The organism is Comamonas sp. BIGb0152 (assembly GCF_024809975.1).
Classification (GTDB): domain Bacteria; phylum Pseudomonadota; class Gammaproteobacteria; order Burkholderiales; family Burkholderiaceae_C; genus Comamonas.
Genome location: NZ_JANUDY010000004.1, coordinates 351,603 through 371,652, shown reverse-complemented (window position 1 = coordinate 371,652; position 20,050 = coordinate 351,603). Strand labels below are relative to the sequence as shown.

18 protein-coding genes are annotated in these 20,050 nt (G+C 64.9%); 12 read left to right on the top strand and 6 right to left on the bottom strand.

The window, feature by feature from the left end; genetic code table 11:
* Positions 1–137 precede the first annotated feature (137 nt).
* The 4 genes from glyQ (at position 138) to M2375_RS10620 (ending at position 4,359) form a co-directional block, all read left to right on the top strand.
* On the top strand, positions 138–1,046 hold the full coding sequence (glyQ, locus tag M2375_RS10635; protein WP_259165893.1) for a glycine--tRNA ligase subunit alpha: 909 nt from the start codon (positions 138–140) through the stop codon (positions 1,044–1,046).
* A 23-nt stretch (positions 1,047–1,069) separates the two neighbouring features.
* On the top strand, positions 1,070–1,600 hold the full coding sequence (locus M2375_RS10630; RefSeq protein ID WP_259165888.1) for a metal-dependent hydrolase: 531 nt from the start codon (positions 1,070–1,072) through the stop codon (positions 1,598–1,600).
* Entirely contained in the window at positions 1,600–3,732 is a 2,133-nt protein-coding gene (gene glyS / locus M2375_RS10625; protein WP_259165884.1) for a glycine--tRNA ligase subunit beta, read from the top strand. Before M2375_RS10630 ends, glyS begins: the two co-directional genes overlap by 1 nt.
* Before the next feature lie 66 nt (positions 3,733–3,798).
* Complete coding sequence (locus M2375_RS10620) at positions 3,799–4,359, top strand: histidinol phosphate phosphatase (RefSeq protein ID WP_259165881.1); 561 nt, start codon at positions 3,799–3,801, stop codon at positions 4,357–4,359.
* Positions 4,360–4,423: 64 nt separating this feature from the next.
* On the opposite strand, the gene hemE is transcribed toward M2375_RS10620, so the two are convergent.
* Both hemE and M2375_RS10610 read right to left on the bottom strand, forming a co-directional pair.
* Positions 4,424–5,539, bottom strand: a complete 1,116-nt coding sequence (gene hemE, locus M2375_RS10615) for a uroporphyrinogen decarboxylase (RefSeq protein WP_259165880.1) — start codon at positions 5,537–5,539, stop codon at positions 4,424–4,426.
* A gap of 84 nt (positions 5,540–5,623) precedes the next feature.
* Positions 5,624–6,148 (bottom strand): MarR family winged helix-turn-helix transcriptional regulator, encoded by a 525-nt coding sequence (locus tag M2375_RS10610; protein ID WP_259165878.1) that lies wholly within the window; start codon positions 6,146–6,148, stop codon positions 5,624–5,626.
* A 186-nt stretch (positions 6,149–6,334) separates the two neighbouring features.
* On the opposite strand from M2375_RS10610, the gene M2375_RS10605 reads away from it, so the two are divergent.
* A complete protein-coding gene (locus M2375_RS10605) occupies positions 6,335–7,318 on the top strand; it encodes a Bug family tripartite tricarboxylate transporter substrate binding protein (protein WP_404979305.1) in 984 nt (327 codons plus the stop codon).
* A 78-nt stretch (positions 7,319–7,396) separates the two neighbouring features.
* The gene (locus M2375_RS10600; protein ID WP_259165871.1) at positions 7,397–8,734 is read left to right on the top strand and encodes a sulfatase; all 1,338 of its coding nucleotides are present in this window, start codon (positions 7,397–7,399) and stop codon (positions 8,732–8,734) included.
* Between the two features lie 6 nt (positions 8,735–8,740).
* On the opposite strand, the gene M2375_RS10595 is transcribed toward M2375_RS10600, so the two are convergent.
* Positions 8,741–9,301, bottom strand: a complete 561-nt coding sequence (locus M2375_RS10595; RefSeq protein ID WP_259165863.1) for a hypothetical protein — start codon at positions 9,299–9,301, stop codon at positions 8,741–8,743.
* A gap of 345 nt (positions 9,302–9,646) precedes the next feature.
* Here M2375_RS10595 and M2375_RS10590 point away from each other — a divergent pair, with 345 nt between their 5' ends.
* The 5 genes from M2375_RS10590 to M2375_RS10570 all read left to right on the top strand — a co-directional run bounded on the left by M2375_RS10590 (position 9,647) and on the right by M2375_RS10570 (position 14,411).
* Complete coding sequence (locus tag M2375_RS10590; protein WP_259165859.1) at positions 9,647–10,120, top strand: rhodanese-like domain-containing protein; 474 nt, start codon at positions 9,647–9,649, stop codon at positions 10,118–10,120.
* Positions 10,121–10,167: 47 nt separating this feature from the next.
* Entirely contained in the window at positions 10,168–11,130 is a 963-nt protein-coding gene (gene epsC / locus M2375_RS10585) for a serine O-acetyltransferase EpsC (protein WP_259165856.1), read from the top strand.
* Positions 11,127–11,405 carry a helix-turn-helix domain-containing protein gene (locus M2375_RS10580; protein ID WP_259165853.1) on the top strand — a complete coding sequence of 93 codons (279 nt, stop codon included), beginning with the start codon at positions 11,127–11,129 and terminating at the stop codon, positions 11,403–11,405. Before epsC ends, M2375_RS10580 begins: the two co-directional genes overlap by 4 nt.
* 61 nt (positions 11,406–11,466) lie before the next feature.
* Positions 11,467–12,399: a family 2A encapsulin nanocompartment shell protein gene (locus M2375_RS10575; RefSeq protein WP_259165850.1), complete on the top strand. Its 933-nt coding sequence runs from the start codon at positions 11,467–11,469 to the stop codon at positions 12,397–12,399.
* 14 nt (positions 12,400–12,413) lie between these two features.
* On the top strand, positions 12,414–14,411 hold the full coding sequence (locus tag M2375_RS10570) for a family 2A encapsulin nanocompartment cargo protein cysteine desulfurase (protein ID WP_259165846.1): 1,998 nt from the start codon (positions 12,414–12,416) through the stop codon (positions 14,409–14,411).
* A 68-nt stretch (positions 14,412–14,479) separates the two neighbouring features.
* Here M2375_RS10570 and M2375_RS10565 read toward each other — a convergent pair whose 3' ends face one another.
* Complete coding sequence (locus tag M2375_RS10565) at positions 14,480–16,720, bottom strand: protein-disulfide reductase DsbD (RefSeq protein WP_259165843.1); 2,241 nt, start codon at positions 16,718–16,720, stop codon at positions 14,480–14,482.
* Positions 16,721–16,963: 243 nt separating this feature from the next.
* Positions 16,964–17,263 carry a hypothetical protein gene (locus M2375_RS10560; protein ID WP_259165838.1) on the bottom strand — a complete coding sequence of 100 codons (300 nt, stop codon included), beginning with the start codon at positions 17,261–17,263 and terminating at the stop codon, positions 16,964–16,966.
* A 660-nt stretch (positions 17,264–17,923) separates the two neighbouring features.
* Here M2375_RS10560 and M2375_RS10555 point away from each other — a divergent pair.
* Positions 17,924–18,904, top strand: a complete 981-nt coding sequence (locus M2375_RS10555; protein WP_259165837.1) for a tripartite tricarboxylate transporter substrate binding protein — start codon at positions 17,924–17,926, stop codon at positions 18,902–18,904.
* A gap of 105 nt (positions 18,905–19,009) precedes the next feature.
* Here M2375_RS10555 and M2375_RS10550 read toward each other — a convergent pair whose 3' ends face one another.
* On the bottom strand, positions 19,010–20,047 hold the full coding sequence (locus M2375_RS10550; RefSeq protein WP_259165834.1) for a DctP family TRAP transporter solute-binding subunit: 1,038 nt from the start codon (positions 20,045–20,047) through the stop codon (positions 19,010–19,012).
* Between the last annotated feature and the right edge of the window lie 3 nt (positions 20,048–20,050).

Here is a 20,050-nt window from a genome sequence, read left to right as displayed (position 1 = left end):
CTGAAAGCACTAAAATCAAATGTTTTGACCGCTTTGCTGGTGCAGACAGGCAGCAAGGCATGCATGCAGTCCGATCTTGTTGCTGTGCGGCCCATCGCGGGCACTGGCAGCAGGCTGCGTCCACCACCAGACTCTCCATGTTGAATTTCCAACAAATCATTTTGAAGCTGCAGCAGTACTGGGCCGACCAGGGCTGCGCACTATTGCAACCTTATGACATGGAGGTGGGTGCAGGAACCTCGCACACCGCCACCTTCTTGCGCGCCATTGGCCCCGAGCCCTGGAAAGCCGCCTATGTGCAGCCCAGCCGCCGCCCCAAGGATGGTCGCTACGGCGAGAACCCCAACCGCCTGCAGCACTACTACCAGTTCCAGGTGGTGCTCAAGCCCGCGCCGGCCAATATCCTCGATCTGTATCTGGGCTCGCTCACTGCGCTGGGCTTTGACCTGAAGAAGAACGACATCCGCTTTGTCGAAGACGACTGGGAAAACCCAACGCTGGGCGCCTGGGGTCTGGGCTGGGAAGTCTGGCTCAACGGCATGGAAGTGACCCAGTTCACCTATTTCCAGCAGGTGGGCGGTATCGATTGCAAGCCGGCGACTGGCGAGATCACCTACGGTCTGGAGCGCCTGGCCATGTATTTGCAGGGCGTGGACAACGTCTACAACCTGCAGTGGACCGATGGCCTGACCTACGGCGACGTGTACCACCAAAACGAGGTGGAGCAGTCCACCTACAACTTCGAGCATTCCGATGCGGAGTTTCTGTTCCAGGCCTTTGGCGCCCATGAAAAGCAGGCCAAGCTCTTGATGGAGCAGCAACTGGCGCTGCCCGCCTATGAGCAGGTGCTCAAGGCCGGCCACACCTTCAATATGCTCGATGCGCGTGGCGCCATCAGCGTGACCGAGCGGGCGGCCTACATTGGCCGCATCCGCAACCTCGCGCGCGCCGTGGCGCAAAGCTACTACGACAGCCGCGAGCGCCTGGGCTTCCCGATGGCGCCGCGTGACTGGGTTGCGCAGATCCCGCCCAAGGCTGCGGCCTAAACCGCAGCACCCAGGCGCAGCCCATGCCCACCATCTTCACGCATGTCGCCGTACCGGTTGCCGCAGCGCTGGCGCTGGGCAGCCGCCGTGTGCCGCCCAGCATGCTGCTGGTGGGGGCGCTGGCCGCGATTGCGCCTGATTTTGATGGCATTCCCTACCAGTTTGGCAGCGCCGGCAGTGGCATCTGGGCCCACCGTGGCATCACCCACACGGCCTTGTTTGCGCTGCTGATGGGCTTGATAGGGCTGTGGCTGGCCCGCTGGTGGAAGTTGTCGCGCCTGGCTGGCTTTGCCTGGGTGTTTGCCTGCACCTTGTCGCACCCCTTGCTGGACATGATGACCAGCGGCGGCAGCGGCATTGCCCTGTTGTGGCCTTTGAGCGCCGAACGTTTTTTCAGCCCTTGGCGACCGATTGCGGTATCGCCCATTGCTGCTGACCGCTTTTTCTCGCAGCGCGGTGTGCAGGTCCTGGTCAGTGAACTCTACAACGTATGGTTCCCGCTGCTGACCCTGGGCCTGTCGATCTTTGCGCTGCGCCATACCCGGAAATCCTGATGACTTCCTCTCCCAATCTTCTGGTTGAACTGTTTGTTGAAGAGCTGCCCCCCAAGGCGCTCAAAAAGCTGGGCGATGCCTTTGCCCAGGTGCTGCTGCAGCAATTGCGCGCGCAGGGCCTGGCCGGGGACGCCTCGCAGCTGACGGCCTATGCCTCGCCGCGCCGCCTGGCCGCGCTGATCACCCATGTGCTGCCCCGCGCTGCCGACAAGCAGGTGTCGCAAAAGCTGATGCCCGTGGCCGTCGGCCTGTCGGCAGACGGCCAGCCCACGCCGGCGCTGCTCAAGAAGCTCGCCGCGCTGGGTGCTGATGCCTCGGTGGTGCCGCAGCTCAAGCGGGTCCAGGACGGCAAGGCCGAAGCGCTGTTCTATGACAGCACGGCCGCTGGCGTCAGCCTGGCCGAAGGCCTGCAAAAGGCGCTGACCGAGAGCATCGCCAAGCTGCCCATTCCCAAGGTGATGACCTACCAGCTGGAGAGCAACTGCGAGCTGCCCGGCTGGAGCAGCGTGCAGTTTGTGCGCCCGGCCCACGGCCTGGTGGCCTTGCACGGCACCGAGGTGCTGCTGTCCATCGAGGCGCTGGGCCTGAAGGCGGGCAACACCACGCACGGCCACCGCTTTGAAGCCTTGGTCGATCCGCTGGTGATTGCCGATGCCGACAGCTACGCCAAGACCTTGGCCGAGCAAGGGGCGGTGATTGCCAGCTTTGACGAGCGCAAGGCCGAGATCGTGCGCCAGCTGCAGGCCGCAGCCGAGCGCGTGGGCGGCGGCGTCAAGCCGATTGACGACGAAGCCCTGCTGGACGAGGTGACGGCCCTGGTCGAGCGCCCCCATGTGCTGGTCTGCGCCTTTGAGAAAGAGTTTCTCGATGTGCCGCAGGAGTGCCTGATCCTGACGATGAAGGCCAACCAGAAGTACTTCCCGCTGCTGGCCGCCGATGGCGCGCTGACCAACCAGTTCCTGGTGGTGAGCAACATCAGCCCGGCCGATGCATCGGCAGTGACTGGTGGCAACGAGCGCGTGGTGCGCCCGCGCCTGGCCGATGCCAAGTTCTTCTTTGACCAGGACCGCAAGAAAACCCTGGCCTCGCGCGTCGAAGCGCTGGACAAGGTGGTCTACCACAACAAGCTGGGCACCCAGGGTGAGCGGGTGCAGCGCGTGCGCGCGATTGCCAAGAGCATTGCGCAGCAGCTGGGCGCCACGGCGCTGGGCAAGCAGGTCGACCAGGCCGCGATGCTGGCCAAGACCGACCTGATCACCGACATGGTGGGCGAATTCCCTGAACTGCAGGGCACCATGGGCCGCTACTACGCGCTCAACGACCAGCTCGATGCCGCAGTGGCCGACGCCATTGAAGACCACTACAAGCCGCGCTTTGCCGGCGATGTGCTGCCACGCGGCGAGGTGGGCGTGATCGTGGCACTGGCCGACAAGCTTGAAACCCTGGTGGGCATGTTCGGCATAGGCAACCTGCCGACCGGCGACCGCGACCCGTTTGCGCTGCGCCGCCATGCGCTGGGCGTCATCCGCATGCTGGTCGAAAAGGACCTGCCGCTGGACCTGGACACCTTGCTGGTCAGCACCTTGCCCGCCTTTGGCGACAAGATCGAAGACGCCAGCGCTGCGCTGGCCGACTTCATCTACGACCGCCTGGCCGGCAGCCTGCGTGAGCAAGGCTTTGGCGCGCAGGAAGTGGATGCCGTGCTGGCCTACCGCCCCCAGCGCCTGGCCGATGTGCAAAAGCGCCTGGAAGCGGTGCGTGCCTTTGCCGCGCTGCCCGAGGCACCGGCGCTGGCCGCTGCCAACAAGCGCGTGGGCAATATCCTGAAGAAGGCCGATGGCCCGGTGCGCGCCCGCGTGGACGAAGCCCTGCTGCAAGAGCAAGCCGAGAAGGACCTGTTTGCCGCGCTGCAAGCCGTCGCGCCCAAGGCCGATGCCCAGTTTGCCGAAGGCGATTACACCGCCAGCCTGCAGACCCTGGCAGCCTTGCGCACACCGGTCGACGCATTCTTTGAGCATGTGATGGTGAATGCCGAAGACCCAGCGCTCAAGGCCAACCGCCTGGGCCTGCTGGCGACCTTGCATGAGGCCATGAACCGCATTGCCGATCTGTCGCGCCTGGTCGCTGCCTGATAAGCTGGATGGCCGCCGCCCTGCAGGGCGGTGTGCCCGATAGCCTGCCTTCTGAGGGAGCCTGCGATGAAACTTGCGATTCTCGAGCGTGACGGTATTGTGGGTCTGCCGGTGCGGGGCCAGTTGACGGGCCATGCGGACTGGCAAACCATGCCCGACGCGGCTATCAGCATCGCCCGGCTCAACCTCTCTGGCTGGCATGTGGTGCTGGTGGCCAACCAGCCCGGTCTGGGCCGGGGCCTGTACGACTGTGCAGCGCTGAACGACTACCACCGCCAGATGTACAAGGAGCTGGCCACCGTCGGGGCCAAGGTCGATGCGGTGTTCTTTTGCCCGCATCCGCCCGATGACCACTGCGACTGCCTGGATGCCCAGGCCACGCTGCTGCGCCAGATTCTGGACCGCTTCAACATGGAAGCCGGCAAGGTCGCGGTGATTGCCCGCAGCCCCGGCTTGCTGCAGGCGGCTGCCAGCCTGGGGGCGCGGCTGCACTGGGTGTCCGTCCCTGCGGAGCCCGATGCAGAGGCGGCCCTGTGCCCTTCCGACCAGGCCCAGCAGCATGTGAGCATGGTGCAGTGCACCGAGCACTTGCTGCAGGCGCTGGCCAGCCGGCCGCCGCAAGCCTGAGCCCTTTCAGCACCATGAACAAAGCCCCGCATGCGGGGCTTTGGCTTGGATGGCGGCGCAGCGCTCAGGCGCGCATCGCACGCGACTGGCTGTGCACGGCCTCGACCAGTGCGGCCACATGCTCGGGCGGGGTGAACTGGCTGATGCCATGGCCCAGGTTGAAGATATGCGTGGGGCCGGAGCGGCTGGTGTCGGTGTGCGGCGTGCCAAAGCTCTCCAGCACATGGCGCACCTGCTCGGCAATGCGCTCGGGCGGCGCAAACAGCACATTGGGGTCGATATTGCCTTGCAGTGCCTTGCCGGGGCCGCCGGCTTCGCCGCCAACGATGGCGCGGGCCTGGCCGAGGTTGGCGGTCCAATCGAGGCCCAGCACTTCGCAGTCCAGCGCGCGCATCTCGGGCAGCCAAATGCCGCCGCCCTTGGTGAACACGATGCGCGGCACGTCAGTGCCATCCACGCCAGTGCGCTTGAGCTGGCTGAGCACGCGCTTGGTGTAGGCCAGGCTGAACTGCTGGAAAGCGCCATCGGCCAGCACACCTCCCCAGCTGTCAAAAATCATCACCGCTTGCGAGCCGGCATCGATCTGGGCATTGAGGTAGGCGGCCACGCTGTCGGCATTCACCTCCAGGATGCGGTGCATCAAGTCGGGGCGGCTGTACATCAGCGTCTTGACCTGGCGGTAGTCATCGCTGCCCTTGCCTTCGACCATGTAACAGGCCAAGGTCCAGGGGCTGCCGGAGAAACCGATCAGCGGCACACGGCCATCGAGCGCACGGCGGATGCTGGTCACCGCATCAAACACATAGCGCAGCTTGTCCATGTCCGGCACGGCCAGCGCCTGCACGGCGGCCTCGTCGCGTACCACCTTGGCAAAGCGCGGGCCTTCACCTTCGGCAAACGACAGGCCCAGGCCCATGGCATCGGGCACCGTCAGGATGTCGCTGAAGAGGATGGCGGCATCGAGCGCAAAGCGCTCCAGCGGCTGCAAGGTGACCTCGGTGGCGTAGTCCACATTCGTGGCCAGCCCCATAAAGCTGCCGGCGCGTGCGCGCGTGGCCTTGTACTCGGGCAGGTAGCGGCCGGCCTGGCGCATCAGCCACAGCGGCGTGTAGTCGGTGGCTTGGCGGCGGCAGGCGCGCAAGAAGGTGTCGTTGGTCAGCGGTGCAAATGTCGTGCTCATGGGCAAGGATTGTCGCGCAGTTGCCGATGCCTGGGGAGGGATGCTGGTTTGCCAGGCTGGGGTATGGATCAAAGACGGTGGAAATTAAGCTAAATGGTTTTGGCGGTGGCCCGATTGGCGCGGCGGAAAAGCGGCATCGCTGTCGTCCGCTTGCACGGCCCGGTTGGCCTGCTGCTGCAGGCGGTGCAAGCTCTGGTCCAGTTGGGCCACTGCGTCCGCATCGAGCGCAGCAACCAGGTCGGTATTGATGCGCCGCACCTGGGGCAGCAGTTCGTCGTGCAGGCGCTGGCCAGTGGGGCTCAGCTGCAGCGCAGCGCGGCGGCGGTTGCCCAGCGCTGGCGCTTTGTGCAGCAGGCCCTTGGCCTGCATCGAGGCAATGGCGCGCGAGATGCGGGCCCGGTCCAGCTCCAGCAAATCGGCCAGTTGCGAGGGCTGCAGCCCGGGCTGCCGCGCCAGCCACATCAGCACACCCCATTCGCGCCGGGTGATGCCGTAATGCCGCTCGCACAGCCGCGTGACCAGCCGGCCCGCCGACGCAGTGAGCTTGGCCAGGCGGTAGAGCAGCAGGTCGCTGGGCTGCTGCGGATCGGCAAGGGGGTTGGGCGGCACTGCGGGTAAATCCGGGCGATGGTTGATTAGAACAATTGTGCCCGGGTTTTCTACAGTGCAGGCATGCTGCGCAGGCAGAGGTTCTTGGGCTGAAAAAGCTTATGCCTTTGGGCTAGATCAAACGCGGCACCATAGAGGGCATGGGCCTGCTGTTGCGGGCCCCTGTTCATAACGGAGACACTCCCCATGGTTCAACGTCGTCATTTTCTCGGCCAGTCCGCAGCCATGGCTGCCTCGGTGCTGGCCACCACGTCTTCGCTGTGGGCCTTGCCCGCCCAGGCCCAGGATGGCGTGCTGCGCATCGTCGTGGGCTACCCGCCTGGCGGCGCGACTGACCGGGTCGCGCGCATTGTGGCCGACAAGCTGCAAGCCAGCCTGGGCAGCACGGTGATTGTGGAGAACAAGGTGGGTGCGGGCGGCCGGGTGGCGGCGCAATTCGTCAAGAATGCGCCGTCCAGCCAACCCGTGCTGATGCTGGCCAACCCCGCCGTGATGGTAGTGGCGCCGCTGGTGGTGAACAACCTGGGCTATGACCCGGAGCAGGATTTTGTACCGGTCAGCGAAGTCAACCGCTATGTGTTTGGTGTGGCGGTGTCCAGCGCGGTGCCGGTCAAGGAAATGCAGCACTTGCTCGCCTGGCTCAAGGCCAACCCGGCCAAGGCCAATATTGGCGTACCCGCCACCGGCAGCCTGCCGCACTTTTTTGCGCTGATGCTGGGCAAGCAGGCCGGGGTCGAGGCCGAGGCGGTGGGCTACAAAGGCTCGGCCCCGCTGCTCACCGATTTGATGGGTGGCCAGGTGCCCGTCGCCGTCGATACGCTGGACACCTTGGTGCAGCAGCACCAGGCGGGCAAGCTGCGCCTGCTGGCTGTCAGTGGCGATGCCCGCAATGCCGCCGTGCCCGATGTGCCCACTTTGAAGGAGGCTGGGGTGAACCTGTCTGCCGTCGGCTGGAACACCTTCTTTGCGCCCCAGTCCATGCCTGCCGCCCAGGTGCAGCGCTACGCTGCCGCCATCCACAAGGTCATGCAGGACCCGGAAGTGCACAAGCAGTTTGCGACCAACTACCTGGACCCGGTGGTGAGCAACGCCGAGCAGACCGCCAAAGCCCTGCAGGCCTACAAAAAGCAGTGGACGCCGGTGATCCAGGCGTCGGGCTATAAGCCCTGATTTGTTTTACCTTGAACTGCCTGGCGCAGGCCGCGCACCGCCCTGGTGCCGGCCTGCCATGACTGTGAGCGAGACCCTGTGTTGAAACGACCGAACATCATCTTTATCGTGGCCGATGACCTGGGCTACGCCGATCTGGGCTGCTATGGCGGCCGCAATGCCCGTTTTGGCGCTGTGTCGCCGCACATCGATGCGCTGGCTGCCGGGGGGCTCAAGCTCACGCAGGGCTATTCCAACTCGCCGGTGTGCTCGCCCACGCGCTTTGCGCTGATGACGGCCCGCTACCAGTACCGCCTGCGCGGCGCGGCTGAAGAGCCCATCCGTACCGCCACGCGTGGCAACCCCGACCTGGGCCTGCCGCCCAGCCACCCGACCTTGCCATCGCTGCTGCGCGATGCGGGTTACCGCACGGCCTTGATGGGCAAGTGGCACCTGGGCTACCCGCCGCATTTCAGCCCGCTCCAATCGGGCTATGAGGAGTTTTTCGGGCCCATGTCGGGCGGGGTGGACTATTTCAGCCACTGCGGCGCCAACGGCCAGCATGACCTCTGGTTTGGCGAGGCCGAGCATGCGCAGCCGGGCTACCTGACCGACCTGATCAGCGACTATGCGCTGGACTATATCGACCGCATGGCCACAGGCGCGCAGCAAGACACTCCCTTCTTTTTGAGCCTGCACTACACCGCCCCGCACTGGCCCTGGGAGACCCGCGACGACGAGGCGCTGTCGCGCGAGCTGGTCGAGAACAAGCAGGCCATCTACCACCTGCATGGTGGCAATATCGAGAGCTACCAGCGCATGATCCACCACATGGACGAAGGCATTGGCCGCCTGGTGGAGCGCTTGCAGGCGCATGGGCTGGTGGAAGATACCTTGATCGTGTTTACCAGCGACAACGGCGGCGAGCGCTTCTCGGACAACTGGCCCCTGGTGGGCGGCAAGATGGATCTCACCGAGGGCGGCATCCGCGTGCCCTGGGTGGCCCATTGGCCGCGCGTCATTGCGCCCGCTGGCGAAAGCCGCCAGACCTGCATGACCATGGACTGGAGTGCCACGATGCTGGAGATTGGCGGTGCCCAGCCCGCTCCGGATTACCCTTGGGATGGCCAGTCGCTGCTGCCGCTTTTGCAGGACCCGGCTTGGCACGAAGACCAGCCCCTGTTCTGGCGCATGAACCACCGGGGCCAGCGGGCCATGCGCGATGGCGACTGGAAGTACCTGCGGGTCGATGGCGTGGACTATTTATTCAACCTGCGCGCCGATGAGCGCGAGCGCGCCAATATGGCCAGCGTGTTGCCCGAGCGCCTGCACCGCATGGTGGCGGCCTGGGAAGCCTGGAACGCCAGCATGCCGGCCATACCCGGGGATGCGACGGTGAGCCTGTGCTACACCGACGCCGACATGCCCCAGCGATGACCGCCTTTACCGGGCCGCTTGCTGCCCGGTGTCTTGCTGCTCATCATCCTCGGGAATCGCCGCAAAGCTGATGCCGCCCAGCAAGGCCATCACCAGCGCAAACAGGTAGACGGCGTTGCTGATGCCCAGGCTCAGGCTATAGCCCCAGGAGATGACTGAGCACCAGATGCTGGCTTGGTACAGCGCGCCGCAAGTGGACAGTGCGGGCATGTGCACATACCAGATGACGGCCACCGCCGCAAAGGCCAGCGCCGCGACGACACCCAGCGCATTGCGGTGGTAGCGCAGCATCGCGATCAAGGACAGGGGCACCAGCGCGCCCCAGACAAACATCATCAGCCAGCTGGCCATGGGTGCCTGTGCGAGCCAACTGGAAAGCGCTGGCCAGTGCAACTGCGTCTGGATCAGCTGCAAACCATCGCGCACCAGCGGCAGGGCCAGCGCGGCGATAGCCACGCACAGTAGCACGAGCCCCAGGCACACCCGTTTGGCGCTTACATGGCGCCTGTGGGGGCTCTGGGTTGGGGCAGAGGAATGCAGTTCATGGGAATGGGTAATGACAGCCATCTTTGTCTCCTGTAGGAGGCTGTCATTGCCGGCTGCCAGCACCTTGCAGTGTGCAGGCAGCGGGCATTGCAGCCCTGTTTTGAGGAACGACCGCATCGCTTGGCCTGTTGCAGTGCGGCAGCAGAGGCGCGCAGCGGACGGTGGCTGAATGGCTCCCGACCACGGCGTGACCCTGGTTTCAATATAGCCCTATTCAGCACAGATATCTATAGGCGCAAGCGGTGGGCTGGCGGCCGCCCTATATGTGAAAAATGCATGTACAAGCGCATTTTTATTCGTGTTCCAACGGCGTCCAGAGGCCTAAATTGGTGGCTATCCCCATCTATTTGACAGAAAAGGCCCCCTATGACGACCACCGATATCAGCCTGCCCGATGTGCTGGAGGCAGCCTGGAAAACGGCGCAAGACCAGGCTCTGGGCTACGCAGGCAGTGTGCCCCCCACCCAGGCTTGGAAGCTGGTGCTGCAGGAGCAGGCTGTGCTCGTCGATGTGCGCTCGGCCGAGGAGCGCACCTTTGTCGGCCATGTGCCCGGCAGCATCCATGTCCCTTGGGCGACTGGCACGGCGCTGACGCGCAACCCCCGCTTTGTGCGCGAGCTTGAAGCGCGCCTGGCCGCCCATGGTGGCAAAGAGGCGGTGGCGCTGCTGCTGTGCCGCAGTGGCAAGCGCTCGGTGCTGGCCGCCCAGGCCGCTGAGGCCGCGGGTTTCAGCCATGTATTCAACGTGCAAGAGGGCTTTGAGGGCGAGCTCGATGCCTTGCAGCAGCGCGGCCATGGCGATGGCTGGCGCTACCACCAGCTGCCCTGGGTGCAGGACTGACGTCGGTACCGATGCATAGCGCGCTTTGACCCCTACGAGAGCACCCCATGACTACCCCTTTCCCCATCCAAGAAGTGGCCGCAGCGTTGGCCGAGCAGCGCCGCCAGTGGCGAGATTCCCACCAGCGCAGCCAGGAGCCGGGCGGGCGCGAGTTCCCCTCGCGCGATGCACTGGCGCAGACCTTGGGCTTGCTCAAGGGCGTGCTGTTCCCGATGCGGCTGGGCCCGCATGACCTGCTGCAGGAGAGCGAAGACTTTTATGTGGCCCACGCGCTGGATGCCGCCTTGCACCGACTGCAGACCCAGATCGCGCTGGAGCTGCGCTACACCCAGCGCAGCCCCGCAGGCACCGAAGAGCAAGCCCAGGCCTTGACGCGCCAGTTTGCGCTGGCCTTGCCCGGCATTCGCCGCCTGCTGGACAGCGATGTGCAGGCCGCCTATGAAGGCGACCCTGCTGCCCGCACCGTGGACGAGGTGCTGCTGTGCTACCCCGGTGTGCTGGCCTTGATCCACCACCGCATTGCGCACCAGCTCTATGTGCTGCAGCTGCCGCTGCTGGCCCGCATCGTGGCCGAGCTGGCGCACAGCGAGACGGGTATAGACATCCACCCCGGCGCGCAGATTGGCGAGCGCTTTTTCATCGACCACGGCACCGGCGTGGTGGTGGGCGAAACGGCGGTGATTGGCCGCAAGGTGCGTATTTACCAGGCCGTCACCCTGGGCGCCAAGCGCTTTGTGCAGACCGCGCAAGGCCATCTGCAAAAGGGCCAGCCCCGCCACCCGATTGTGGAAGACGGCGTGGTGATCTATGCCGGCGCGACCATTCTCGGCCGGGTCACCCTGGGCGCTGGCGCGGTGATTGGCGGCAATGTCTGGCTGACCCAGAGTGTGGCCGCTGGTGCCCATGTGACCCAGGCATCGCTGCAGGCCGCTGCACACATCGCCGCACAAGGGGCTGGGCAGCGCCTGCTGGGCGAGCCGGCCCTGCCCGCCGAGGAGGCCGCGCTATGAATGACTTTTCCCACCATTTCGGCCTGGCGGTGCGCCGCTCGCGCGAAGCCATGGGCTGGTCGCAAGAGCAGCTGGCCGCGCAGGCGGATCTGAACCGCTCCTATGTCGGCGAGGTCGAGCGCGGCCAGGTGGCGGTGTCGCTGGCCACCATCGGCAAGCTGGCCCAGGCGCTGCAGGTGCCGCAGTCCACCCTGGTGCTGCGCGGCGAGGAGCTGCACCAGCACTACCTGGTGCGGGCCCAGCATATGAGCCGCTTGGCGGCGATAGCCGGTTGAGGCGGCAGCGCCCGCCAGCGATCATTTTCTTGTTCATTCACACGCGCAACCGGAGAGAGATATGACAGCGAATGTAGGCGGCACGACCGCATTGGGCGACAGTGCTGCACGGCAGTTAGCCAACGCCACCAAGACGGTTCCCCAGCTTTCCACCATCAGCCCCCGCTGGCTGACCCACCTGCTCCAATGGGTGCCGGTCGAGGCGGGTATCTACCGGCTCAACCAGGTCAAGAACCCGGAAGACATCCGGGTGGCCTGCACCGCCAAGACGCATGAGAACCAGCTGCCCCGCACCTTTGTGGAGTACGACGCGCAGCCGCGCGAGTTCTTCCTCAACGCCGTCAGCACCGTGCTGGATGTGCACACCCGCGTCTCCGATCTGTACAGCAGCCCGCATGACCAGATCAAAGAGCAGCTGCGCCTGACCATCGAGACCATCAAGGAGAACCAGGAAAGCGAGCTGATCAACAACCCCGACTACGGCCTGCTGGCCCAGGTGACGGAAGAGCAGCGCATTTTCCCGCTGACGGGCGCGCCCACGCCCGATGACCTCGATGAGCTGCTGACCAAGGTCTGGAAGGAGCCGGCGTTTTTCCTGGCCCACCCGCTCACCATCGCCGCCTTTGGCCGCGAGGCCACGCGCCGGGGCACACCACCGCCCACGGTCAGCCTGTTTGGCTCGCAGTTCATCACCTGGCGCGGTGTGCCGCTGATCCCCTCGGACAAGGTGCCGGTGGCCGATGGCAAATCCAAGATTTTGCTGCTGCGCGTGGGTGACAAGCGCCAGGGCGTGGTCGGCCTGTTCCAGCCCGGCCTGCCCGGCGAGCAGGGGCCAGGGCTGTCGGTGCGCTTCATGGGCATCAACAACCATGCGATTGCCTCGTACCTGATCTCGCTGTACTGCTCGCTGGCCGTGCACACGCCCGATGCATTGGCCGTGCTCGATGACGTGGAGATCAACAAGTACCACGACTACCCCGATACCTACAAGTGAGCAAAGGAGCCGCCATGGTTTCCGCCGTATCCGGCCTGCCCGAGCCCTCGGGCGCGCCCATCTCCACCGAACTGCTCGCGCAGATGGCCTCTGCGCTGTTTGCTGAGCGGCCAGGCGCACCGGGCTTGCCGCAGGGCGTGCAGGCCCCGGTAAACATTGCGCCGCCAGGCTCGCCCTTGGCCAGCCCGGCTGGTCTGGGGCCCAGCGTGCCGGGCACCCCCGTGCCCGCCGGTGTGCTGCCAGGCAGCAACCTGCTGCCCGCCTCGCCCACACCCGTGCTCTCGCTGGCCCACCGCGCCCCTGCCTTGCTGCCCCATGCCGCTGCGGGCAATGGCGCGCCTGATAGCGTGCTGGCCACGCTGCCAGCCTATGAGCCCCGCCTGGGCGGGTTGGTGCAAGGGGTGCCCCATGCGGCTGCACCGCAAGCCAGTGCTTCCCAGGCGGTGGCAGCGCCCGTTTCCGCGTCTGCCCCTGGCGCTGGTTATTATTTTCTGCAGCCGCCGTCAGCAGCAGCTGCACCTTCGGGCAGCAGTGCATCCTTGCAGGCACTGGCCGACCAGGCCCGCCGTGCTGCGCCCGATAGTCATCTGAACGGCATCGATCTGCGCGGGCCACGGGGCGCCGATGCCGCGCCTTTGGGCCACCAGGCCCAGCCCGCTCCGGTGCCGGGCGCTGCGCCGCAGTACTACTTTGTGCATGCGCTGCAACTGCCCAATGGCTTTGTCACCCCGGCCAAGGCTGCGCCGCACGGCGCCCAAGACCCGGCGCCCGGGCTGCAGCAGGACCGCCATCCGGGTTTTGATATCCAGGCGGTGCGGCGTGATTTCCCGATCCTGTCCGAGCGCATCAATGGCAAGCCGCTGGTCTGGCTGGACAATGCGGCCACTACGCACAAGCCGCGCCAGGTGATCGAGCGCATCAGCCACTTCTATGCGCATGAGAACTCCAACATCCACCGCGCGGCCCATACCTTGGCCGCGCGCGCCACCGATGCCTACGAGCATGCCCGCGAGGTGGTGCGGCGCTTTATCAACGCGCCCGAGGCGCGCGAGGTGGTCTTTGTGCGTGGCACCACCGAGGCCATCAACCTGGTGGCCAAGGCCTGGGGCGGGGCGAATGTGGGCGAAGGCGATGAGATCATCATCAGCCACCTGGAGCACCACGCCAACATCGTGCCTTGGCAGCAGCTGGCGGCCGCCAAGGGCGCCAAGCTGCGGGTGATACCGGTGGACGACCAGGGCCAGATCCGCTTGGACGAGTACCAGAAACTGATCAACGACCGCACCAAGATCGTGGCCATCGGCCATGTCTCCAACGTGCTGGGCACGGTGGTGCCCGTCAAGCAGGTGGTGGAGATCGCCAAGCGCCGGGGCATCACCACCTTGATCGATGGCGCGCAGTCCATTGCCCACACCCCCGTCGATGTGCAGGACCTGGGCGCGGACTTCTTTGTGTTCTCCGGCCACAAGATCTTTGCGCCCACCGGCATTGGTGTGCTCTGGGGGCGCAGCGAGGTGCTGGAGGCCATGCCACCCTGGCAGGGCGGCGGCAACATGATTGCCGATGTGACCTTCGAGAAAACCGTCTACCAGCCGCTGCCCAATACCTTTGAAGCGGGCACCGGCAACATCGCCGATGCGGTGGGCCTGGGCGCTGCGCTGGAGTACGTGGAACGCATCGGCATCGAACAGATCAGCCGCTACGAGCACGCGCTGGTGGACTACGGCATGGCGCAGCTGGCCAGCATCGATGGCTTGCGCCTGATTGGGACGGTGCCGGGCAAAGCCAGCGTACTGGCCTTTACCTTGGAGGGCTACACCACCGATGAAGTCGGCCAGGCGCTGAACGCCGAGGGCATTGCCGTGCGCACCGGCCACCATTGCGCCCAGCCCATCTTGCGGCGCTTTGGGGTGGAGACCGCCGTGCGGCCCTCGCTGGCGTTCTACAACAGCTTTGACGAGGTGGACCAGTTGGTGCGGGAGGTGCGCAAGCTGGCAGCGCGGCGGCGCTGAGCGGGCTGCCCTGGGCTGTTTGCAAAAAGAAAAGCGCCGGGCAATGCCGGCGCTTTTTTTGGTGGCCCTTACAGCTGGGCGACGGCATCCACCACTTCCTTGACGCTCAGCACCTCAGACAGAATCTGCGGTGCCTTGCCCGGCGCATACAGCACATAGACCGGCACACCGCTGCGGCCTAACTGGTTCAGCGCCTGGGTGATGGCCGGGTCCTGGCGGGTCCAGTCGGCGCGCAGCAGGCTCACCTGCTTGCCCTCGAAGGCGGAGAGCACTTGGCTGTCGCTCAAGGTGGTGCGCTTGTTGTACTGGCAGGTGACGCACCAGGCGGCGGTGAAATCGACAAACACCGGCTTGCCGCTGGCATTGATCTCGCCCACCTTTTGTGCCGACCAGGGCTGCCACAGTGCGCCGCTGGCCTGCTGGCCGGGCGCAGGGGCGGGCGTGGTCAGGTTGTGGCCCATGGCGCTGGCCAGGTACAGCCCGCCTGCGATGGACAGCAGCGCAAACGCCCAGCGCGCGCGGCCTTGCAGGCCCAGCGCCCAGACCAGCGCGGCCAGCAGCACCAGCAGGGCCAGCAAGGTGGCTGCGCCATCGATGCCGCTTTGCTGGCCCAGCACCCAGACCAGCCAGACCACGGTGGCAAACATCGGGAAGGCCATCGCGCGGCGGAAGGTATCCATCCAGGCGCCCGGGCGCGGCAACCAGCGCACCACGGCCGGAATCCAACTGGCCAGCAGATAGGGCGCCGCCATGCCCAGGCCCAGCGCGGCAAACACCAGCAAGGCCTCGGCGGCAGGCAGGCTCACGGCCAGGCCCATCGATGCACCCATGAAGGGGGCCGTGCAGGGCGAGGCAATGGCCACGGCCAGCACCCCGCTCAGGAAAGCATTGGTGATGGGGCTTTTGGCCTGCTTGCCAGCCAGGCTGCTGGGCACAAAGCTGCCAAACTCAAACATACCCGCCAGGTTCAGACCAATCACGGTAAACAGCGCTGCCAGTGCGGCAATCACCAGCGGCGACTGCAGCTGAAAACCCCAGCCCAGCTGCTGGCCCGCCGAGCGCAGTGCCAGCAGCAGGGCGCCCAGCGCCAGGAAGGACAGCACCACGCCGGCGGTGTAGGCCAGGCCCGCATGGCGCTGCTCGCGCAGCTGGCTGCCGTGGGCGGTAAAGCCCAGCACCTTGAGCGCCAGAATCGGGAACACGCAGGGCATCAGGTTGAGGATCAGGCCACCGACCAGCGCGCCGAGCACGGCCAGCCAGAGGTTGCCCGAGGAAGGCGGCGGGGTGGGGGCAGATGTCTGGGCATTTTTGGCCAGCGCAGCGGCCAGCTCGGGCGATACCTGGGCCACGGCAGCGGCCTGCCATTGGCCGCTGATGGGGGCCACGGCGCGCCAGCCGATGGCGCCATCGACAGCGGTGTGCTTATCGGTGGTCAAAACCAGCGGAATATGGTCAGGTGTCTGGCCCCGGTTGGCAGACAGCGGCACCACGGCCGTCCAGTCCGCACCGTCCCACTGCTGGTTGAAATCCTTGCCTGCTTCCATCGCGTGGTGCAAGGTGTCGGGGCTTTCGCTCAGCACCTGCAGGCTCTGGCCTTGCAGTGCAGCGGGCAGGCCGGAGACGCGCAGCTTCAAGGTCTCGCCATCGACGCTGGCCTGGCTGCTGCCTTGCAGTGCGACGGGTACCTGGGCGTGTGCCTGGGCAAAGGTGTCGGCCAGCAAGGCCGTGCTGCTCTTGGTGGGGATCGTGAGGCTGAACTGGCCTTCTTCAGGAATGCATTCCACACGGCAGATCAACCAGTTGGCATGCAGGCGCACGGTCACATCGCGGGCATCGGGTGAGAAGTTGCTGGGGATCTGCACGGTGACCGGCAGCAGCACCTGGCCTTCATAGCCGTAGTTGACGAGGGTGCCGACCCGTATCGGGTGGGGCGTAGGCCAGGCGATTTCGCCCGCATCCCAAGCCGGCGGCAGCTGCCATTGCAGTTGGGTGGGCAGGCCAGAGTCGCCGGGGTTGGCCCAATACGTGTGCCAATCGGGCTGGTGGTCCAGCAACAGGCCCAGCTCGATGGTTTTTCCGGGCTCAATGCCTTGGGGCGCCAGCGCCACCAGCTCGGCGCGCACGCGGGGCGTGGTCACGACATTGCTGGACGCTGGTCCGGAGCTGCTGTCCATGGCGGCGGCGGTGGTGCCGCTGCCTATCTGGAGTTTGATTTGGGCCTGTGCCTGGCCCGCATTGGCGCAAAGCACGAGCACCAGCAGCGTAAAAAAAAGCGCTCCTATCGAGCGGCGCATAAAAGCATGGGGCATATCGCGTGGTACCTGAAAGTCTGGCAGTGAGAGGACAGGATGCGTGCAGAGGTTCCCGGATGATAGAACCTGTTGCAAGTCAGCGCGCGCTGTGGTGGCGCCTTTCAGGCCTGTCTTGCGGCCGGCGTGCAGACGCAAAAAAGGCCGCTGCGGGGGCAGCGGCCTGTGTCGATGGGGCGGGGAGTGTGTGCGCCGCTCCAGGGACAAGGTGCCGGCACCATAAAGTGCCAGCGAGGGGAGGGCTTATTCGCCTTCGAGGATGGAGCCGTTGGCCAGCGCCTGGCGTGCAGCCTGGGTCACTTCAGCGCGGCTCAGTTGGCCCTTGCCCAGCTCGTAGGCGTTCATGGTCGATTGGTTGCCTTGGGCAATCATCGTGTGGTTCTTTTGGGCATCGGCCAGTTGGGCTTGCACATCAGCGCGGCTCACAGCGCTGGTGGTGGAAGCTTGAGGAGCGATGGAACGGTCGCCTTCAAAAGGGTTGGCTTGGGCAACGGTGGCACCCAGGGCCAGGGTAGCGGCGATAGCGAAAATACGTGCGTTCATTTTTCTTTCCTTTGGTATTGCGTCCGGCCTGGTGGTCGATTCGCGTCGTCTTTTGCTGTGCCTGCAGGCCTTGTTGCTTGCGGTGCAGCTTTTGTTTAACGATGGAATGAAGTTTATATTGGTATGTATCCCAGATAAATAGCCAAAAATCAGACTGATTGTTCCAAAAATAGACTGAATTAGCTCGGAACTTTTACAAATATGTGACAGCTAACCCTGGTATTTACCCTAGATGAGGGTATTTACCATGGGTGTAATTTGACTATGTTTATTTGAAATAAAGAAGAGAAATACTATTAGATAAATAGGCTCTCTTGGACGGCTTGCCGGTTGCGAGGGATGGGACCGCCACTTTGCCTTGCAAACCCCAGACCGGCTCGCCCGCCGTGGTCGCCAGGCGGGCTGTGGGCCGCAGTCCGCATGACGCGCGGGGCCTGCGTTGTCTGGCCAGCGGCTGGGCGCTCGAACCCCTGGCGTTTACCGGGGCCTAGACGCATCGGAGACAGCCGCGAGCAAGCGCTTTTGGAGCGGGCCGGGCCGCTGTGCAACCATGCTGCGATAGCGCCTGCGAATGGTTGCATTGCTCTCTTGTATTAGACAGCCAGGCAAGCGCTGCCCACAATGGTTTCATAAATATGAACCGATACAGGAGACATCGCCATGGACATGATTGAGCGCCGCCATTTTCTCACCACCCTTGTAGCCGCCGCAGGCGCAGCCAGCGTGCCGCAATGGGCGCAGGCCCAGACGGCCTACCCCAACAAGCCGGTGCGCGTGATCGTGCCCTTTGCGGCAGGCGGCACCACCGATGTGGTGGCCCGGCTGGTGATGCAGAAGATGGGCGAGCTGATGAAGGGCACCTTTGTCATCGACAACCGGGGCGGCGCCAATGGCATGATCGGCACCGGTGAAGTGGCCCGTGCGCAGGCCGATGGCTACACCCTGCTGTTCAACACGGCCGGTGCCCAGACCCTGAGCCCGGTCATCTACAAGGCGCCTTATGAAGCGGCTGCCAGCTTTGCGCCGGTGGCCAAGGTCTGCTCGGTGGGCTTCATCATCATTGCCCGCAAGGATTTGCCTGCCAATTCGCTGCAAGAGCTGATCGCGCTGGCGCAAAACAAGGACAAACCACTGACGGCGTCGTCGGGCAGCGCCATCATCAACCTGATCACCGAGCAGTTCAAGCAGGTAATCAAGGCGCCGCACATCATCAACGCGCAGTACAAGGGCACCAGCCCGCAGATGCAGGCCGTGGTGTCCGGCGAGGTCGATTTCTCATTCGACTCCTTTGCCGCCGTGGAGATGATCAAGGCCGGCAAGGTCAAGGCGCTGGCCGTGGTGCTGCCCCAGCGCGCCGCGTCCTTCCCCGATGTGCCGACCCTCGTCGAGCTGGGCATCAAGGACATGGAGTTCAGCTCCTGGGCCGGCTTGCTCGCGCCCAAGGGCACGCCCAAGGAGATCGTCGCTGCGCTGTCGCAGAACATCGACAAGGTCATGCAGATGCCCGATGTGCTGGCCAAGCTCAAGCAGTACGACTACATCCCCGTGAAAACCACGCCCGAGGTGTTTGCGCAGCAGATCCAGGCCGAGACGGACCGCTGGAAGCAGGTGGTCAAGGAGACGGGCTTCAAGCTCGAATAAGCGCTGCTGCCGCCCAGGCTGTAGCGCGGGGCAGCCTGTAGCCGCAGCCACAAAAAAGCCACCGGCGTGCAAACCGGTGGCTTCGCTGTTGGGAGCGTGCAGGGTTTACTGCTTGCGGGCGGCAATGGCCTTTTCTGCGGCGGTGACCAGGTCGGCACCCACTTGCTGCTTCCACTTGTCATACACCGGGCGGGTGGCTTTCACAAAGGCTTCGCGCTCGGCAGCGCTCAGCTCGGTCACGGTGACGCCGTTGGCGCTCAGCTCCTTGACCAGCGGCTTGCCCGCTTCGATCATGCCTTTGCGGGCGATGGCGATTTCTTCCTGGCCGGCCTCGATGGCAGCCTGGCGCACGATGTCCTGGTCGGCCTTGCTCCAGCTGGCCCAGATGTCCTTGTTCACGACAAAGATCAGTGGGTCGTTGATGTAGCCCCACAGGGTCAGGTACTTCTGGCCCACGGTGTTGAGCTTGGCGGCCTGGTAGACGGCCACCGGGTTCTCCTGGCCATCGACCGCGCCGCTGGCCATCGCAGGCTGGGCATCGGCCCAGCTCATTTGCGTGGGGTTAGCGCCCAGTGCGCTGAAGGTGTCGACAAACAGCGGCGAGCCGACCACGCGGATTTTGAGGCCCTTCATGTCGGCCGGGGTCTTGATGGCGTGCTTGGAGTTGGAGATTTCGCGGTAGCCATTCTCACCCCAGGCCAGCGGCACCACACCGGCTTTTTCCAGGCGCGTAAACAGGCGCTTGCCAGGCTCGCCCTGGGTCAGCGCATCGGCCGCTGCGTAGTCGGGCATCAGAAAAGGCAGCGCAAACAGGTTCAGCTCCTTGATCTGCGGCGACCAGTTCAAAGTGGAGCCGACGGCCATGTCGATCACGCCCTGGCGCAGGGCCGAGAACTCACGCGTCTGGTCACCCTGCACCAGCGACACGCCCGGGTAGAGCTTGATGTTGATGCGGCCTTGCGTGCGCTCGCGCACCTTGTTGGCCCAGATCTCGCCGCCCTTGCCCCAGGGGAAGGCCGTGCCCAGCACCAGCGACATGCGGTACTCGCTTTTGTAATTGCTCTGCGCCTGCACGGCGGGCGCGGCAAAGCTCAGCGCCGCAGCGGCGGCCAAGGCGGTGGCAAGGAATTGACGGGTTTTCATGGT

Excerpts from the sequence above, each read along its gene's own strand:
- glyQ (WP_259165893.1), top strand. The coding sequence starts at position 138 with ATGTTGAATTTCCAACAAATCATTTTGAAGCTGCAGCAGTACTGGGCC.
- M2375_RS10630 (WP_259165888.1), top strand. The coding sequence starts at position 1,070 with ATGCCCACCATCTTCACGCATGTCGCCGTACCGGTTGCCGCAGCGCTG.
- glyS (WP_259165884.1), top strand. The coding sequence starts at position 1,600 with ATGACTTCCTCTCCCAATCTTCTGGTTGAACTGTTTGTTGAAGAGCTG.
- M2375_RS10620 (WP_259165881.1), top strand. The coding sequence starts at position 3,799 with ATGAAACTTGCGATTCTCGAGCGTGACGGTATTGTGGGTCTGCCGGTG.
- hemE (WP_259165880.1), bottom strand. The coding sequence starts at position 5,539 with ATGAGCACGACATTTGCACCGCTGACCAACGACACCTTCTTGCGCGCC.
- M2375_RS10605 (WP_404979305.1), top strand. The coding sequence starts at position 6,335 with ATGGTTCAACGTCGTCATTTTCTCGGCCAGTCCGCAGCCATGGCTGCC.
- M2375_RS10595 (WP_259165863.1), bottom strand. The coding sequence starts at position 9,301 with ATGGCTGTCATTACCCATTCCCATGAACTGCATTCCTCTGCCCCAACC.
- M2375_RS10590 (WP_259165859.1), top strand. The coding sequence starts at position 9,647 with ATGACGACCACCGATATCAGCCTGCCCGATGTGCTGGAGGCAGCCTGG.
- epsC (WP_259165856.1), top strand. The coding sequence starts at position 10,168 with ATGACTACCCCTTTCCCCATCCAAGAAGTGGCCGCAGCGTTGGCCGAG.
- M2375_RS10580 (WP_259165853.1), top strand. The coding sequence starts at position 11,127 with ATGAATGACTTTTCCCACCATTTCGGCCTGGCGGTGCGCCGCTCGCGC.
- M2375_RS10575 (WP_259165850.1), top strand. The coding sequence starts at position 11,467 with ATGACAGCGAATGTAGGCGGCACGACCGCATTGGGCGACAGTGCTGCA.
- M2375_RS10570 (WP_259165846.1), top strand. The coding sequence starts at position 12,414 with ATGGTTTCCGCCGTATCCGGCCTGCCCGAGCCCTCGGGCGCGCCCATC.
- M2375_RS10565 (WP_259165843.1), bottom strand. The coding sequence starts at position 16,720 with ATGCCCCATGCTTTTATGCGCCGCTCGATAGGAGCGCTTTTTTTTACG.
- M2375_RS10560 (WP_259165838.1), bottom strand. The coding sequence starts at position 17,263 with ATGAACGCACGTATTTTCGCTATCGCCGCTACCCTGGCCCTGGGTGCC.
- M2375_RS10555 (WP_259165837.1), top strand. The coding sequence starts at position 17,924 with ATGGACATGATTGAGCGCCGCCATTTTCTCACCACCCTTGTAGCCGCC.
- M2375_RS10550 (WP_259165834.1), bottom strand. The coding sequence starts at position 20,047 with ATGAAAACCCGTCAATTCCTTGCCACCGCCTTGGCCGCCGCTGCGGCG.